This window comes from Flagellimonas amphidinii (assembly GCF_013090115.1).
In the GTDB taxonomy this organism is placed as follows: domain Bacteria; phylum Bacteroidota; class Bacteroidia; order Flavobacteriales; family Flavobacteriaceae; genus Flagellimonas; species Flagellimonas amphidinii.
On the sequence record NZ_JABFNN010000039.1, the window covers coordinates 511,778 to 528,993 of the forward strand.

Sequence of the window (17,216 nt, forward strand, 5' to 3'; positions counted from 1 at the left end):
ATTTTTTGTTTAGTAATTGATGAAAATCCATCCTTGAATAGGTGCGCTTCCATTTCCAAGGTCAATAACGTAGAGGTATGATCCAGCCGGAAGTTTTTCACTTCTGGTTTTATAGAATCCTTCCCAATCGTTACGGTAAGATCTTGCTGCGAAAACCTCATGTCCCCAACGGTTATATACCTTGACCACATTGTTAGGGTAGTTATCTATACCCGGGATGACCCAAGCATCATTGTTGCCATCACCATTTGGTGTAAAGGCCTGTGCCGGTACCAATAAAGGTTCATTACTGGTAGGGAATGCATCATTGCCATCAACAACTCCATCATTGTCATCGTCATCATCCATACTATCTGGAAGACCATCATTATCGGTATCCAAGGGTGTACTATTGGGGTCTTTGGAATCACTGCCCTCCATCTCTTCAACTTCGTCAGAATATCCATCACCATCATCATCGGTATCAGTATTATCCCCAATACCATCGCCATCAGTATCTGTGGTTTCGGTAGCATCATTTGGAAAAGCATCCTCATCATCCGGAATACCATCATTGTCATCATCGGTATCTATATTATCTCCGAGTCCGTCACTATCAGTATCCGTATCAACAATACCATCATCGTCGTCATCGCTGTCCGCGTTATCCCCTATTCCATCACCATCCGCATCTGAATCCTCATTAGGGTCAGTAGGGAATGCATCTTCATCATCTGGAGTGCCATCGTTATCAGCATCGTTGTCTGCATTATCGCCTACACCATCATTGTCAGAATCAGTATCTTCTGAGGCATCCTTGGGGAAATCATCCTCCTCGTCCAAGGTTCCATCGTTATCATCATCCGTATCGGCATTGTCGCCTGTGCCATCACCATCAGTGTCGGTATCCTCCGAATCATCTTTCGGGAAGACATCGTCCACATCAGGGGTACCATCGTTGTCGTCATCGGTATCGGCATTGTCACCCGTTCCGTCACCATCGGTATCGGTATCCTCATTTTCGTCCAATGGGAAGTCATCGTCCGCATCAGGGGTGCCGTCGTTGTCATCATCGGTATCGGCATTGTCGCCGGTTCCGTCACCATCGGTATCGGTATCCTCGTTCTCATCCAACGGGAAATCGTCGTCCGCATCCGGAGTTCCATCGTTGTCGTCATCGGTATCGGCATTGTCGCCCGTTCCGTCTCCATCGGTATCGGTATCCTCATTTTCATCCAACGGGAAGGCATCTTCTGAATCCGGAGTACCATCGTTGTCATCATCGGTATCGGCATTGTCACCCGTACCATCGCCATCGGTATCAGTATCCTCAGCTGAATCTAATGGGAAGTCGTCATCACCATCGGGAGTGCCATCGTTGTCGTCATCGGTATCGGCATTGTCACCCGTTCCGTCACCATCGGTATCGGTATCCTCGTTCTCATCCAACGGGAAGGCATCGTCCACATCAGGGGTGCCGTCATTATCGTCGTCGGTATCGGTATTGTCACCCGTACCATCGCCATCGGTATCGGTATCCTCAGCTGGATCTAATGGGAAGTCGTCATCACCATCGGGAGTGCCATCGTTGTCATCGTCGGTGTCGGCATTGTCGCCCGTGCCATCACCATCGGTGTCGGTATCCTCCGAATCATCTTTCGGGAAGGCATCGTCCACATCCGGGGTGCCATCGTTGTCGTCATCGGTGTCGGCATTATCGCCTGTTCCGTCACCATCGGTATCGGTATCCTCGTTCTCATCCAACGGGAAATCGTCGTCCGCATCCGGAGTTCCGTCGTTGTCGTCATCCGTATCGGCATTGTCGCCAGTGCCATCGCCATCGGTATCGGTATCCTCATTTTCGTCCAGCGGGAAGGCATCGTCCACATCAGGGGTGCCGTCGTTGTCGTCATCGGTATCGGCATTGTCCCCCGTGCCATCACCATCGGTATCGGTATCCTCGTTCTCATCCAACGGGAAGGCATCTTCTGAATCTGGGGTGCCGTCATTGTCGTCATCGGTATCGGCATTGTCCCCCGTGCCATCGCCATCCGTATCGGTATCCTCATTTTCGTCCAACGGGAAGGCATCGTCTGAATCTGGGGTGCCGTCGTTGTCGTCATCGGTATCGGCATTGTCGCCCGTGCCATCACCATCGGTATCGGTATCCTCTGTCGGGTCTCTAGGAAAGTCGTCCTCCCCATCATCGGTACCATCCCCGTCATCATCATTGTCGTCTACATCAGGTGTCCCATCTCCATCTAAATCTTCAAGGGCCGTAATTGTAGATGTATATGTTGAGGAACTGACCGCATCCGATTCATCTTTTACTTTAAATCCGAAAGTGGCATAATCAACTCCAAATTCGCCATTGCCCGTAGTAAATGCCAATTGGGTCACATCATCGATCATTTGATCTTCCACCACAGGACTTCCCGCATATGTCAGTGTTCCATTTGTAGGAAGGGATGTTACCTGTATACCGTTAAAGGAATCTGTTGGGTCATCATCTGAGAACGTAAAATCTGTCACAACAAAGCTATTGGGTACGTCTTCAACAACATCCAATGCAATATTTCCTCCTTCTGGAGCATCATTTACTGGATTGATGTTCAATGTGACCGTAACAGTAGATGAGAAAGAAACAGCATCTTCAAAATTATAAGTGAACGTATCTGTTGCTGATTCATCTCCGTCATGTACGTATGTGAAAGTTCCATCGGAATTCAAAGTAAAAGAAGAAGCATTTTCAGGAGAATCCACTAAGTGGTACAACAAGTCATCCCCGTCAACTTCAACATCATTAGTGGAAACATCCTCGTTGAGTGTTGCATTTTCATCTAGAGTAAAATCATCTGCTACAGCTGTAGGTGGATCATCAGAAGCAGTAATGGATATGGTAATGATAGCTGTTACTTTTGTACCTGAATCATCCAATTCATAAGTGACGGTATCTGAACCATTTTCATTCTCGTTAGGTGAATAAATCACTTGATTGCTTCCGTTAACTGTTGCTGTACCTTTTGTTCCTTGAACAGTAATGGTTACCGTAGGCGTATTATTGGTATCATATACATCATTGTACAATACATCTATGGGGCTGGAATCAGTGTCCTCTTGAACGATTGCCAAATCATCATTGGCACCCACTATCAATGAAATATCGTATGGGCCAAATGAATCTGTCGCTGTATTTCCGGCATTGTCCTTTGCCTCTGCATGGATATACCATCCAGTTCCTCCACTTGAGAACGAAACGTTCTTGGACTGGCTATTGCTCCAAGAAGACCAACTAGACGAATCGGAAGCAGGTGGAGCTGCACTTTGAACCATCACATAACGTTGTACATCAAAACCACTACCATTGCTTTCATCTTGAAAAGTCAATACGATGTTTGTATCCGTATCGATACTTCCGCTAGAAGGTGTCGCAGAAATGGTTGGGTTTGTAGTATCATGCGTTATGCTCAATGTACGATAAAAAGGCTCTGACCATACTCCTGTATCTGTCTGTACACGCAAACTGATAATATAATCGGCAGAAAGGGTATTGTATGCCGAAAAATCAGTCATCGCACTTGTATTATTATAAATTTCTGTATCGGTTGGATTGCCGTCATTGTCATAGGTTCTCTGTTTAACAATCCATTCCTGATTTGCAATGGTTCTGCCATAAGGGTCTATGGAATTATCCTCAATATTGATGGACATACTGCCAGAGTATGTAAACAATTCATCTGGTTGGATATTGAACTGCGCTACCGGCAAGTCTTCACTTCCTGCGGAACCGCTACCATCCAATTCAATAAATACACTTGTTGGACTACTCCAAGTTCCTTGATGATCTTGAACTGTCAACATGACTAAATATTCTCCATCAGGAACTGCATTCTTATCAAAAACTCCAACGGTCCAATCATCAGTAGAAGCGGCATCAACCGATTTCCATTTCCATTCGGTCTGTGCGATACCATTGTTGGCACCTCCATCTAAATCGTATGAAGTATCATTGAAAACACCCGTGGCCGGACTATAGGTAAAACTGGCAATAGGTTTTCTATGGAAGTACAATATAGAGGGGGCCGTGGGCAAATCCTCAAAAGTGAAGGTATATTCTCCCGGTTTTTCATAAAATTCAGGAACATCTTCCAAATACAGGCCGTTCCAAGATACTTTTCCTTCATCATTTTCAAAGAAAGTTTCATCATGGGTAATTTTCCATCTACCACTTGGGTAACTGGCATTGGCCGTATTGGTTTTCATTTCGGCTGGGTCTACATCAATCTCAACGGAAGTACCAGCGATAAAGTAGTCCCCTGCTGTTACGGTTCCAAACAGATACTGTTCATAAATATATTGGGCCATATCATCAATCCAACTGGACCAACTACCTGAGTTCCTATTAATGAAAGTACCTTGATTGTTATTCTGAACAACGAAACGTTCAAATTGCGCTTTATTGGTGTCGGTTCCCCAACCAATGTAATGAATGTTCTCATTGATGGTCCGCATCAAAATCTCTGAAAGGTCAGAATCCACATCAAAATCAGCCACTTCAGCATCATCTAAGTTTACATTGAAACGAAGTGCACTATTTCTCCATTGAGGTTCTCGTAACACATCTTTGAATGCTCTCAACTCAAGTTTCTCAATATTGATGTCCTTAAAATAAGCTCCTGATTGTTCGTGAACATAAAACCCATAACTGCCTTGTGAATGGGTGGAATCTGAAATATCAAAAGCTTCTATCCAATCGGTACCAGCGCTTCCCCCCCCACCTTTTCTTGAAATTTTGATGTTGTCACCACTCATTTCAATTTTAAAGTCAATTATTTGACCGTTGTAATAAGCAGCAAACATGTCGGAACGATTTCCGTCCCAACCATATGTTGCAGATCCAGAATTTCCACTATTGGTATTCAATGCCAACAAGGTTACAGAACCATTTTCCACCTTAATAATTCCCTCAGCAGGATATCCATCTCCGGGGGCATATCCACTAATGTTACCACAGTAGGTGTGATTGTCAATTATGTAAGCGTAGAAGTTTTGGTTATCAACTTTTCTGAAAATAAATCCCACTTCTGCATGAACATAAGGGCTATCTGAAAGTCCAAACGTTGCTGAAATGGAACCATCCGATATGTCACCAGTAGGATCATACATCGCATAGCCATATCCATTGTACCTGTTAACAAAATCAGCAATTACCCTATTTGTGCTAGAATCGAAAGTAAAGTAATCTCCAGTATAAGAAGAGTGCACAGGTGGTTCAGTCCCATTGAAGTTCATTTTGTTCCAACTATTGAAAATATCGCTGGCATCTGCTTGATCAGAGGAAATTGAGCTTCTTTGAAATGCTTCAACACGCAATTTTCCTAAAGGGATACCCTTGTTATACATGGCTTGTTCCAAATCGTTCTCAAAAGTGGATAGATCCACATTTGCAGAACCTACGGTCACCATTACATCAACATTTGGTCCCTGCTGTACGGTCATATCTACAGTCTGTGCCTGCACCGAACCCAGGAAAACTATCAGAATAAAAAATAAAAACTTAGTTATTAAAGGCTGTTTCATGGTAGGTTGTTCTATTGAAATATTGATTTTTTTACAGGTTGATCTAGGGTAGTATGATCAAATACTAAATCGTCGCCAATCAATGAGTTACATTTGGTTGGCACTCCGATATTGAAATACGATCGTTCGCTGATTTTTTGTAGCAACGCCAATCCTTCTACATTGGAACCTAGGTTACAATCATAAATCAAAAGTTGAATGTTGTTTCCTTGGTACAATCCTTCCAACATGGATAGTTCAAATTCTTGGTCTACTGCATCTGAATCGTACAAGTTATTCCCAATTGCTATGGAATTATAGCTTGCATTGGCAAACAAATGCAACGTCAGGATAGCCTGGTTTTGTTCTAGATAGTTTCGAATTGCTTTCCAAGGATTCTCCGTTGCGTCAACTTCCAAGATATTGGAACCAGAAGGTATATTGTCAAGAACTTGTTGCTTCTGTGAATAATTGGAATCGATGACAATCACTTCATCTGACTGCGCTGTAACTCTTATCAACAAGAGTGTAAATAGCGCGAAAAATAGAGATGAAGATTTTCTGTTTACTTGATTTTTCATTGATTTATTGAATTTTGATTTTTTATTTTATGAGTGATTTTTGTTTAAAATCTAGGTTCAGAATGGGCATAAAATGGTCTGGCCACCTGAACAGTAGTTGTTACAATTTGGATTTCAGCTCTTTAAGAACTTTATCCTAATAAGCAATTATGGATTATTTAATCTGAGGTATCGTGTAAATCTGTTTCATGGTCGGTTGGTTTTGGATTTTTTGTTTTGGTTAAAATTGATTTTACTTACATTTAAGCAAACATTTTTGTAAATATTTACTTACTTTCAATTTTACAAACGGAAGTGAAAATTTCTTAGTACAAGAAAATTCTCTCAAAATTGACATATATCAATTTTAATGTATTTTCCTACAAAATATAACGGGAAATAATAGAATCCTACCTAGTTGTAAGACTATAATCTGATATTTGCTTGAACTTAAGAAGCTAGTTTTTTCTCTTTAAGCAGGCGGGAAAGTGTTTCGGGTCTCATGGCCAAATACGATGCCAAATGCTTTTTGGGCATTCTTTGTATCTCTTGAGGTTTTCTATTTTCAACAAAAAAGTCCAATCTCTTTTTTGCATTGGGTATTCTGGCCAAATACACCCTGTGCTCAGCCAACATATAATATTCTTCTAACAATATTCTGTTGATATGGCGCATTTCGGCGAAATTATTCAGACAATATTTATAGTCATCGTATTCCAAATAATCGCAGTGGGTATCCTCAACACTTTGTATGTACTCTTTACTGGGTTGATTTCTAAAGAAACTTGTAGTGGAAGTAAAAATTTCATTTTCACTGTCAATCCATGTGGTAATTTCAGAAGATTCATTTTTATAGTACCCTCTTACCATTCCCCTTTTTATAAGATATAATCGGTTACACAATTCACCTTCATTGGCAATAATTTCATTTTTGCCAAATGAACAACTTTTAATATTGTCCACAAGAAATGACTTTAGGCTCGGCCCTAAAGGGTAAATTGCATTGAGATAAAAAACTATAAAAAGGTTCTTTTCGGGGGTTGGTTTGGTCATCATACTTTAGCAAAATTTCTTTCGAAGAAATCTATAATTTTCCCAAAAATAATACTTTAATGGAATTACTTTTTATACCTCAAAAAAGAAATAAAAAAGTTTAAAATCAATTCAACATAAGAGGCAATAATTATTAAATGCTTAATGTGTTAATTCTACAAATGGGGTTCAAGAATTTTAATATTTTCTCTTTCAATCCAACAACGAAAGCATTTTATAGGCATAGCGTTTACCCAATTTCCTATAGCCTTCTGAATCAAAATGAGCATGGTCCATAGCAGTACAATTTTTAGAAGAAATTACATGTGCCGTTTTTACAACCTCCGGTAATTTATTAATTATGGTATTCATGCTGGAACAACAGCTGCCTTCCACTGCAACCACCTCGCCTGACAGTAATGGAACTTCTTCTGCGGTTAAAGAGAGTTCATTGAGCATATCATTATAAATCTTTTTCACATACAGGGGCCATTGTTCATCTCCCGTATTGGTTTCGCCCTGGTGCAACAGAATCCCCTTAATTACTCCATCTTTTTGGGCACGTTTTGCCAATTCCATCAAATAATTATAAGGATCGCCTTCATAAGCCTTTACTTTATCGGCAAACCAATCTTCTTTATAGGTATCGTCATAATCCTGATATTGATCTTTATCAAACAATCTAATATCGCATCCGGCAACAGCTACATTGATAACACCAACCTGAATACTGTCCGGTAAATTTTTAATCATGGTGCGGCCAAAATAATCTGTGGGAGAAAGCCCCGAATGGCATTGACAAAGTGGAGGTACAGCGTTGTACCATTGGCCTTTAGTTTTTCCACTATCAGAACATTCCAAGGCCTGCATCACTTGAAATCGGTCATCCACTTTCAAGTCTTCAGGTTCAATGACTCCTTGTCCTTCCATATTGGACTGACCAAAGCATAGATAAATATGAAAATTAGAATCTTGGGAATAACTCTTTGTAGTAGTTGCCAATACAATCATTCCTATCAATAGCAATCGATAAAAAAAAGAAACGGTCATGGGTTAGGTTTGCTTAGATAAAATAAGGGTTTTAGCAAGTTCATTCCACAAATGTACAATAAAGCTTAATTCATACTCAGGTGAAAATGTATGGGAAAGTCAAAATCCTTTTTTAATTCTATCAAAAACCAAAAAACTATCATCAAGTGCTAAAGGGGTAATTTCCCTGTGGATATTCTTGTTCATTGAAGGTTATTTGTCTATTTTTTGATTTTAAGTTTAAAAGTCAAGACTCAAGGCCAATAAACAAGATACACAAATGCTACGGTATATGAAAGTGTAAACCACTGTCAAATACCTTAAAAGCAACCATCACAACCGAAAAACATTTAAACAAACCATGAATAAATTACTTGCTTGTTCCTTCATTTTTTGTGTCTTCTTAGCGTGTTCAACCTCAGAAAAAGAACTATTCGTAAACTATTCCAATCCTAATATTAAATATTCTGGAAGAATCGACTCTTCAAAAGCTAAGGGAGTTGATTTATATTGGTCAGGAACTTCTATCAAACTAAATTTTGAAGGACAGTCAGTTGCAGCTCTTTTTAAAGATGAAACAGGAGATAACTACTATAATGTAATCATAGATGACAGCCTATTTATTTTCCGCCCAGATACCCTAAAACAATACCATGAGCTTGCTACAGGGTTATCAAAAGGCAAACATGCTTTGGAAATCTTCAAAAGAACAGAATGGGACCGCGGTAAAAGTACTTTTTATGGTTTCCAACTGAACGGCAACGTCAAAATATTACCCAAATCTAAAGCTGCAAAAAGAAAAATAGAATTTTATGGTAACTCAATTTCTGCAGGTTATGCTGTTGAAGATTTTTCAGGAAAAGACTCCCCAGATAGCACTTACACCAATAATTATCTGAGCTATGTGAACTTGACGGCACGAAACTTCGATGCCGAATACCGATGCATTTGTAAGAGTGGCATAGGTATTACCATTAGCTGGTTTCCCATGATTATGCCTGAAATGTACGACCGATTAATTCCAACCGATTCTCTAAGCCAATGGGATTTTTCTCTGTACACCCCCAATGTTGTAGTTATTAATTTATTCCAAAATGATTCTTGGTTGGTGAATATGCCTGAACGGGACGAATTCAAGACCAATTTTGGCGACACCCCTCCTACAGACGAATATATTATTAATGCTTATCAAGAGTTTGTGGCCAACATCAGAAAAAAATACCCCAATGCATCCATTATTTGTGCGCTTGGAAATATGCATGCGACCAAAGAAGGTTCACAATGGCCCGGATACATCGAAAAAGCAGTTGCAAATCTAGAAGACCCTAAAGTATACACTCATTTTATGCCTTTTAAGGAAACTGAAGGTCATCCATCAATCAAGGAACAAGAAGCGATGGCTGAAAGTCTGACCAAATTCATTGATGAAAATATCCAGTGGTGATATAACAATCACTTGATTTTCAAATGATAAACCGAACAAAAAAACCGATAAAGTGTACTCATAGCAAAAATGACATGTTAATGAGGTAAAATATTTTCGATGAAATACACTTTTTAATCGCTAAAGTTCAAAACCTGTGAAAAATTCATAAGTAATTCTCAAGATTCTTTCGTGATCTTTGACATGTATTAACCCCCAAATCCATAATACCATGACACGATCAGTTACTTTTTATACCACACTTGTAGTAGCGTTTATTTTTAGTTTAAAAATCGCTGCGCAGAATCCAATGAAGTTTGAAACTATTGAAGAGTATGAGGCCAGCCAACTCATGGAAGGAAATGTATCAACTCTTGATGGCTACGTACCTAAGATGTCTGTGACCAAAGATGGACGTATAGCATACTTCAGTAAAGCTTCTTACCAAAAACCTTTATATGGAATGTTCAGCAAAAAAGAACTGATTCATGAAATTTACCGTGCAGAAAACGTTAACGGGGAATGGAAAAACATCACAAAATTAGAGGTTTGTCCAAAGTTTGCCTCAGCCAAGCATCCCACAGTTTCTGAAGATGGAGAACGACTTTTCTTCGCCTCCAACATGAAAGGAAGCTATGGAAAATATGATATTTATGTGGCTGATATTAAAAACGACGGTAGCTTGGGAGTTTCCAAAAATTTGGGGCCAAAAGTGAACACTAAAGAAGACGAGCTATACCCAAGTATTTATAACGGCACCCTGTTATTCTTTGCTTCAGAAGGAAGAGATGGTTATGGAGGACTTGACCTATACGCCACTCAAGTTGTCCACAATAGTTTAAAACCTTCCGTCAACCTAGGGAGCCATATCAACAGCAGTCGAGATGATTATGCCATACAATTGACTCCTGAGAAAGGGTTGGGACTTGTAATCTCTAATAGAGGGCAGAATCATACTATTGCGCAATATACAGTTGCCTATGGATCATACAAAGAAGAGGGCGATATGGTTGCGGACAATAGTGATAATTTCCAATCGGTAATCAATGAAGCCTCTACACATGAATTTGCCAGTACTTCTTTTGAAGACAAATAATTCCATGAAGGTCGAATCATGAATAAAAAATCGGTCAACTACCTAAGGGTTAAACCAATTTTGTTAAATAGCCGAGATTCTTAACACTATTGACCCATGATAATAAAGACAGGGGGAACTGACAGTTTATCATAGATACGGGTTGCATTATTTCAATCAGACCGATTTACAAGGATAGGATGCTTTAAAAGCATCCTATTTTTTTTACAACCAATTAAAAATCAGAAATAAAACTCCTCTTTCACCCTAAGAATCTATTTCAAAAAGGAAAATGCAAAAGTGCATTTGAACGAAAAACATTACAAAAAATTCTTTCGAAAGGAAAAAAATTCTAATTTGATTCTTGAAATAATGCAAACCCAAATCTTTTTACTATGAAAAAACTACGACTCTCAAAAAAGCAAAAATCTCCAACTGCTACATCAGATTGACTTTTCTGAGACTTTAAAAAACCTTTTCTAAACAACTATTTGAGTATAATCCTTTTGAGGATTATTGTCCTGTTGTTCCATTTTAGGAAACGTATGGGTTGATTTCATTGTTATCAACTCTATAGCATACTCCAATATGGCTACAATAGTGGATAGGCCATCTTTTGTTCAAATTTTAAAGAAGAAAAGATGAAAATACAGGAATAAATAGATTAAATCCCCAAATCTTATTGTCATGAAAACTGACCCATTAAAAATTGCCATTATTGACTCTGATGTGAGTCTACACTTAACCTACGAAGCATTTTTTGAAGACACTTTGGACTATGAACTCTGCGGCATATTCAAAAGTGTTCACGAACAGTTATCCCATTTTGGGAGAACCAGTCCCGATGTGATCATTTCTGAAATTTCACTTCCCGGTTTATCCGGTATTGATGGAATTTCCCATTTACGCAAGAGGAATGAGAGTGTCCATATTTTGGTCATGAGCCAGAACAACAATTTTGCCCAAATCAAAGAAGCTTTTAAAAAAGGAGCCAATGGTTATCTGGTAAAACCCTTAACGGCGGAACGACTTTTTAACGCACTTGATGCGTTACAGGAACATGGTCTTGCCCTAGAGCATGAGATTGTCAAAAAAATTGTAAGCTCTTTCAGAACTAAAAGTTTTGAATCATTTTCCAAAAAGGAAAATCAAATTATTGAACTACTTACCCAAGGTTTTACTTATAAAATGATTGCGGACCGATTGTGTGTTACGCCTAGCGCGGTCAATTTTCACATTCAGAACATTTACGTAAAACTGAACGTGAACTCAAAATCAGAAGCTCTGGAAAAGCTTCGTGAAATGGAAATGAGGCGTTTGAACGCAGCCTAACCCATTCCAAATAAACAAAAAAGCCCTGACTTACATCAGGGCTTTTTACTATTTCCTTGTTCAAGTATTACTTGACTTCTTCAAAGTCAACATCCTCCACATTATCTCCTTCTCCGGAATTACCTCCTGCTGCACTATCAGCGCCAGCGGATGGGTCTGCACCATTTTGGGCAGCCTCAGCTTGTGCTTTGTACATTTCTTCGGAAGCTACTTTCCAAGCTTCATTGATTTTCTCCAAAGCTGGTTCAATGACAGCCACATCTTTGGTTTCATAAGCCTTCTTCAATTCTTCCAAAGCATCTTCAATAAACTTTTTCTTGTCATCAGATAACTTATCACCAAATTCTTTCAACTGTTTTTCAGTCTGGAAAATCATTCCATCAGCCTCGTTGAGTTTATCAGCTTTTTCTTTGGCTTGCTTATCCGCTTCGGCGTTGGCCTCGGCTTCCGCCTTCATCTTTTGAATTTCCTCCTCTGTCAATCCAGAAGAAGCTTCAATTCTGATATCCTGGGTTTTGTTAGTGGCTTTATCCGTAGCAGATACTTTAATGATACCGTTGGCATCAATGTCAAAAGTCACTTCAATCTGAGGCGTACCTCTAGGTGCAGGTGGAATACCATCTAAATGGAATCTACCAATGGTTTTGTTGTCCGCTGCCATTGGACGCTCTCCTTGCAATACGTGGATTTCAACAGAGGGCTGATTATCCGCCGCTGTGGAGAATACCTGCGATTTCTTTGTTGGAATCGTTGTGTTTGCCTCAATCAATTTAGTAAACACGCTTCCCATGGTCTCAATACCTAAAGAAAGTGGAGTAACATCCAACAAGAGAACATCTTTTACATCTCCCGTTAAAACACCACCCTGGATGGCAGCTCCTACCGCTACAACCTCATCTGGATTAACTCCTTTGGAAGGTTTCTTTCCGAAAAATTTCTCCACAGCTTCCTGAACCGCAGGAATACGAGTGGAACCACCTACCAAAATAATCTCATCGATTTCACTTTTTGAAAGACCAGCGTTTTTCAAAGCAGTCTCACAAGGCTCGATGGTTCTTTTTACCAAATCATCAATCAATTGTTCAAATTTGGCTCTTGAAAGTGTTCTAACCAAGTGTTTTGGGCCAGAAGCAGTAGCTGTCACGTAAGGCAGATTGATTTCTGTTTGCGCAGATGATGACAATTCAATTTTTGCTTTTTCAGCAGCTTCACGCAAACGCTGTAAGGCCATAGCATCGTCACGAAGGTCCATACTTTCATCCTTCTTGAATTCCTCAGCCAACCAATCTATGATTTTCTGATCCACATCATCACCACCCAAGTGGGTATCTCCATCTGTTGACAGTACTTCAAAAACACCATCACCCAATTCCAAAATGGAAACATCATGTGTACCTCCACCAAAATCGAATACTACAATTTTCTGATCTGTATCTTTTTTATCCAAACCATACGCCAAAGATGCGGCAGTAGGTTCATTTATGATTCGCTCCACGGTAAGACCGGCAATTTCGCCAGCTTCTTTAGTGGCCTGTCTTTGGGAATCATTAAAATATGCAGGCACCGTGATTACAGCTCGGGTCACATCTTGACCCAAGTAATCTTCGGCGGTTTTTTTCATTTTCTGAAGAATCATGGCAGAAAGCTCTTGTGGAGTATACAATCTACCATCTATATCCACCCTTGGCGTGTCATTATCACCTTTCACCACGTTATAAGGAACACGGTCGGCCTCCTTCTTCGATTCGGAGAACTTATTGCCCATGAACCTTTTGATGGAATAAATTGTTTTATTTGGATTTGTGACCGCCTGTCTTTTGGCAGGATCTCCAACCTTTATCTCACCACCTTCCACAAATGCAATTACTGAAGGAGTGGTACGTTTGCCTTCGGCGTTTGGAATCACCACAGGCTCATTACCTTCCATTACAGAGACGCAGGAGTTGGTCGTACCCAAATCTATACCTATAATTTTGCTCATCGTATCTAAAGTTATTACTGTTGAATATTCTTTTTTGTCTCGCTCATCAAGTGTCAATGATCATGCCATGACCTTGAATATGACAAGGTGTCAGCCAAACCATAAGAATCATGCCAATAGATAAGAAAATTGAGCAAGCCCGATTTAGCAATTTCATCATTCATGTTTTCAACATCATACCTACTGTCGTGTTATATTTGAAGCAGAAATTAACTGAACTGAATGGAATGTATTAGTGTTTTTGATATGCTCAAGATCGGGGTTGGCCCCTCAAGCTCACATACCTTGGGCCCTTGGAGAGCAGCCGAGCGTTGGGCCAATGAACTGAAAGAGCTAGGTTGTTTCCAAGATATCACTAAAGTGAAAATTATACTTTATGGTTCCCTCTCACTGACTGGAAAAGGGCATGCCACTGATATTGCAGTAGTTATGGGATTGCTTGGTGCAGACCCTGAAACTGTGCCCATATCCAGCATTGGCAATAGTATTCAAAATGTCAAAATCAGCAAGAAAATCAACCTTGGGGGGTCACAGGAGATTGGTTTTGACTTTGAAAATGATATTGTTTACCAAAAAGAATTCTTGCCTTATCATGCCAATGGGTTGCGGTTTGAAGCTATTGTAAAAAATGGCAAACAATTAAGCGAAACTTATTATTCCATAGGTGGTGGGTTTGTAATCAAAGAAGATTCCCACTCCAAGGAAAACAAAAAAAATTTCAAAACATTTCCTTATCCCATAAAAACTGGTAATGAATTATTGCATTACTGCAATAAGTACAACAAGTATATTTCAACAATTGTATTGGAAAACGAATTATCCTTAAGGACGGCCGTTGAAGTCGACAAAGGGTTGGAACGTGTTTGGCAAACTATGCTGGAATGCATGTACACAGGTTGCCATACAGAGGGAACATTACCTGGAGGACTCAACGTTAAACGCCGCGCTTTTGATATGCACCAAAAATTAAAAGGCGAACTCCCCTACTCTAACCCAGGGGAATGGTTGCAGGTCATTAGAAAAACCAAGGTGAAGTTCCGGTCCATTTTAAAATGGGTAAGTTGCTTTGCGCTCAGTGTAAATGAGGTGAATGCCTCTTTGGGAAGGGTTGTTACCGCTCCAACCAATGGAAGTGCAGGGGTCATTCCTGCTGTTTTAATGTATTACATGGTCATAGAAAACCACAATGCAGATTTTGAACACATCAAAAAGTTCTTGTTAGTGGCAAGTGAAATTGGAAGCATCTTTAAAAAGGGCGCTACCATATCGGCTGCCATGGGTGGTTGTCAGGCAGAAATTGGCGTTTCATCAGCCATGGCTGCCGGTGCATTGACCGAGCTTTTAGGTGGTACACCGGAACAGGTATTGGTAGCTGCGGAAATTGCCATGGAACACCACTTGGGTCTTACCTGTGATCCCATTGGGGGTTTGGTACAAGTTCCTTGTATTGAACGCAACTCCATGGGTGCCATAAAGGCAATCAATGCAGCAGAACTGGCTTTGGACACCGACCCCAAGGAAGCTAAAGTCCCTTTGGACAAAGTAGTGAATACCATGTGGGAAACCGCCAAAGACATGAGCACAAAATACAAGGAAACCTCTAAAGGAGGACTGGCTGTCGGAGTCTTTTTGAGTGACTGTTGATTGATAACCCAAAATTTTAGAACTTACCGAATATTTACGTTTATGAAGATTTCAAGATATTTCAGACTCGCCCTTATCTTTTCCATTCTTTTATCTTTTTCATTTAGCATTAAGAGCACAACCGTCCCTTCCTATAGGCTTGTATTATTTGAAGGGTCAGACTGGTGTGTCAACTGTATTCGGTTTGATAAACATATTCTTAGGGATGAAAAATTTGTTGAATTTCTGGATAAAGAGGATATCGAGATACAAAGAGTAGACTTTCCGCAACGGAAAAAATTAAATGCCGATGAAGAATCCTTCAATGCCAGCATGGCAGAAAAGTATGGTTTTCAGGGTATTTTCCCCACTATTCTTTTGGTTGAATCCGATACAAATGAAATCTTCACGTTGGAATATCACGATCAGGAAGCACTGGAATTCATTGAACAGATAAAGGGCAATATCTTAGAATAGCGAATGAATAGATACAAAAGAAAGTGCAAGCTTATGGGGTGTTCTTTTGAACTGGGCATTGTTTCAGAAGACAAATCCAAAGCGATTCACTTTTTAAATGAGGGCGTTGCTGAAATAGAACGCATAGAGAACCTACTTTCAGAGTTCAGACCCGAGTCTCAAATTTCTCAAATCAATCAACATGCCGGCGAAAATTCAATACAGGTTGATGAAGAGGTCTTTCTTCTGTTGCAACGCTGTTCTAAGATTTCAGCAATTTCCAAAGGTTATTTTGATATCTCCGTAGGGCCCTTAAAACGTTTGTACAACTTCAAAAATGAAGAATTTACTCCTCCAGATAAAATCCAGATAGCTAAAACTTTAAAAAATATAGGACACCACAAAATTCAACTTAATGATGGCGCTAAAACGGTTAAACTCAAACAAAAAGGCATGAAGATAAGTCTTGCTGCCATTGGAAAGGGTTATGCCGCAGATGTAGTATGCAAAAAATGGAAAGAGAACGACGTCATCGGTGGCTATGTTGATGCCAGTGGCGACCTCACTGGTTTTGGAAAAGATGAAAGTGGCAGCTCTTGGAAAGTTGGCATAGCCAATCCAGATAACAGCAATGAATCTCTTTTTTATGTCCCCCTAAACAATGCCTCTGTAGCCACCTCAGGAGATTACGAGCAACATTTCATGTATCAAGGAAAAAAATATTCGCATAATATAGACCCCAAGACCGGCCGACCGGTTCATGGCGTTAAAAGTGTTTCTGTTTTTTCTCCCAGTGCAGAACTCTCAGATGCTTTGGCAACAGCTGTTTATACCATGGGAATAGAAAAAGGCATTGCCTTTATTGACCAATTACCACAGACCCATTGTATCATCATAAACGACAAAAACAACATATTTTTTTCAAAAGAGTTACACTATGAGACAGTTCCTGCGTAGCTTATTCGTTTTTTTAGTCTTTGGTTCCTTGATTGGTTCATGTTCCACTGCACTCAAACCCTATGAGCGGCAATACATTAACGACCCCGAAATGTCTATGGCCGGATCAAGGGCAGTCAAATTTCAACATTATATATGCGCCATACGTGAAGGGGCTATAGTAGCCGAAGGAAATAAAGGCAGCGGGGGCTGTGGTTGCAATTAAGCTAT

At 40.0% G+C, this 17,216-nt stretch carries 12 protein-coding genes; 7 read left to right on the forward strand and 5 right to left on the reverse strand.

Going from position 1 to position 17,216, the window contains the following annotated elements:
- Positions 1 to 9: 9 nt before the first annotated feature.
- The 4 genes from HJC33_RS14210 to HJC33_RS14225 all read right to left on the reverse strand — a co-directional run bounded on the left by HJC33_RS14210 (position 10) and on the right by HJC33_RS14225 (position 8,180).
- Positions 10 to 5,559 carry a T9SS type B sorting domain-containing protein gene (locus HJC33_RS14210; protein ID WP_171659481.1) on the reverse strand — a complete coding sequence of 1,850 codons (5,550 nt, stop codon included), beginning with the start codon at positions 5,557 to 5,559 and terminating at the stop codon, positions 10 to 12.
- An 11-nt stretch (positions 5,560 to 5,570) separates the two neighbouring features.
- Positions 5,571 to 6,119, reverse strand: coding sequence for a DUF4347 domain-containing protein (locus HJC33_RS14215; RefSeq protein ID WP_171659482.1), 549 nt, complete (start codon positions 6,117 to 6,119; stop codon positions 5,571 to 5,573).
- Between the two features lie 429 nt (positions 6,120 to 6,548).
- The gene (locus HJC33_RS14220; RefSeq protein WP_171659483.1) at positions 6,549 to 7,061 is read right to left on the reverse strand and encodes a Crp/Fnr family transcriptional regulator; all 513 of its coding nucleotides are present in this window, start codon (positions 7,059 to 7,061) and stop codon (positions 6,549 to 6,551) included.
- A 282-nt stretch (positions 7,062 to 7,343) separates the two neighbouring features.
- Entirely contained in the window at positions 7,344 to 8,180 is an 837-nt protein-coding gene (locus HJC33_RS14225; protein WP_171659484.1) for a sialate O-acetylesterase, read from the reverse strand.
- Positions 8,181 to 8,520: 340 nt separating this feature from the next.
- Between HJC33_RS14225 and HJC33_RS14230 the strand changes: the two genes are divergently transcribed.
- The 3 genes from HJC33_RS14230 to HJC33_RS14240 all read left to right on the forward strand — a co-directional run bounded on the left by HJC33_RS14230 (position 8,521) and on the right by HJC33_RS14240 (position 11,989).
- A complete protein-coding gene (locus HJC33_RS14230) occupies positions 8,521 to 9,603 on the forward strand; it encodes an SGNH/GDSL hydrolase family protein (RefSeq protein WP_171659485.1) in 1,083 nt (360 codons plus the stop codon).
- Between the two features lie 211 nt (positions 9,604 to 9,814).
- Entirely contained in the window at positions 9,815 to 10,678 is an 864-nt protein-coding gene (locus HJC33_RS14235) for a TolB-like translocation protein (RefSeq protein ID WP_171659486.1), read from the forward strand.
- A 666-nt stretch (positions 10,679 to 11,344) separates the two neighbouring features.
- Positions 11,345 to 11,989: a response regulator transcription factor gene (locus HJC33_RS14240; RefSeq protein WP_171659487.1), complete on the forward strand. Its 645-nt coding sequence runs from the start codon at positions 11,345 to 11,347 to the stop codon at positions 11,987 to 11,989.
- A 67-nt stretch (positions 11,990 to 12,056) separates the two neighbouring features.
- On the opposite strand, the gene dnaK is transcribed toward HJC33_RS14240, so the two are convergent.
- Positions 12,057 to 13,970: a molecular chaperone DnaK gene (dnaK, locus tag HJC33_RS14245; RefSeq protein ID WP_171659488.1), complete on the reverse strand. Its 1,914-nt coding sequence runs from the start codon at positions 13,968 to 13,970 to the stop codon at positions 12,057 to 12,059.
- Positions 13,971 to 14,192: 222 nt separating this feature from the next.
- Between dnaK and HJC33_RS14250 the strand changes: the two genes are divergently transcribed.
- From HJC33_RS14250 to HJC33_RS14265, 4 genes are read left to right on the forward strand one after another with little or no spacing between them, the layout of a single operon-like run.
- Positions 14,193 to 15,614: an L-serine ammonia-lyase gene (locus HJC33_RS14250; protein WP_171659489.1), complete on the forward strand. Its 1,422-nt coding sequence runs from the start codon at positions 14,193 to 14,195 to the stop codon at positions 15,612 to 15,614.
- A gap of 42 nt (positions 15,615 to 15,656) precedes the next feature.
- A complete protein-coding gene (locus HJC33_RS14255; protein WP_171659490.1) occupies positions 15,657 to 16,070 on the forward strand; it encodes a thioredoxin fold domain-containing protein in 414 nt (137 codons plus the stop codon).
- Positions 16,071 to 16,103: 33 nt separating this feature from the next.
- On the forward strand, positions 16,104 to 17,006 hold the full coding sequence (locus tag HJC33_RS14260) for an FAD:protein FMN transferase (protein ID WP_171659491.1): 903 nt from the start codon (positions 16,104 to 16,106) through the stop codon (positions 17,004 to 17,006).
- The gene (locus tag HJC33_RS14265) at positions 16,987 to 17,211 is read left to right on the forward strand and encodes a DUF4266 domain-containing protein (RefSeq protein ID WP_171659492.1); all 225 of its coding nucleotides are present in this window, start codon (positions 16,987 to 16,989) and stop codon (positions 17,209 to 17,211) included. Before HJC33_RS14260 ends, HJC33_RS14265 begins: the two co-directional genes overlap by 20 nt.
- Positions 17,212 to 17,216: the final 5 nt, after the last annotated feature.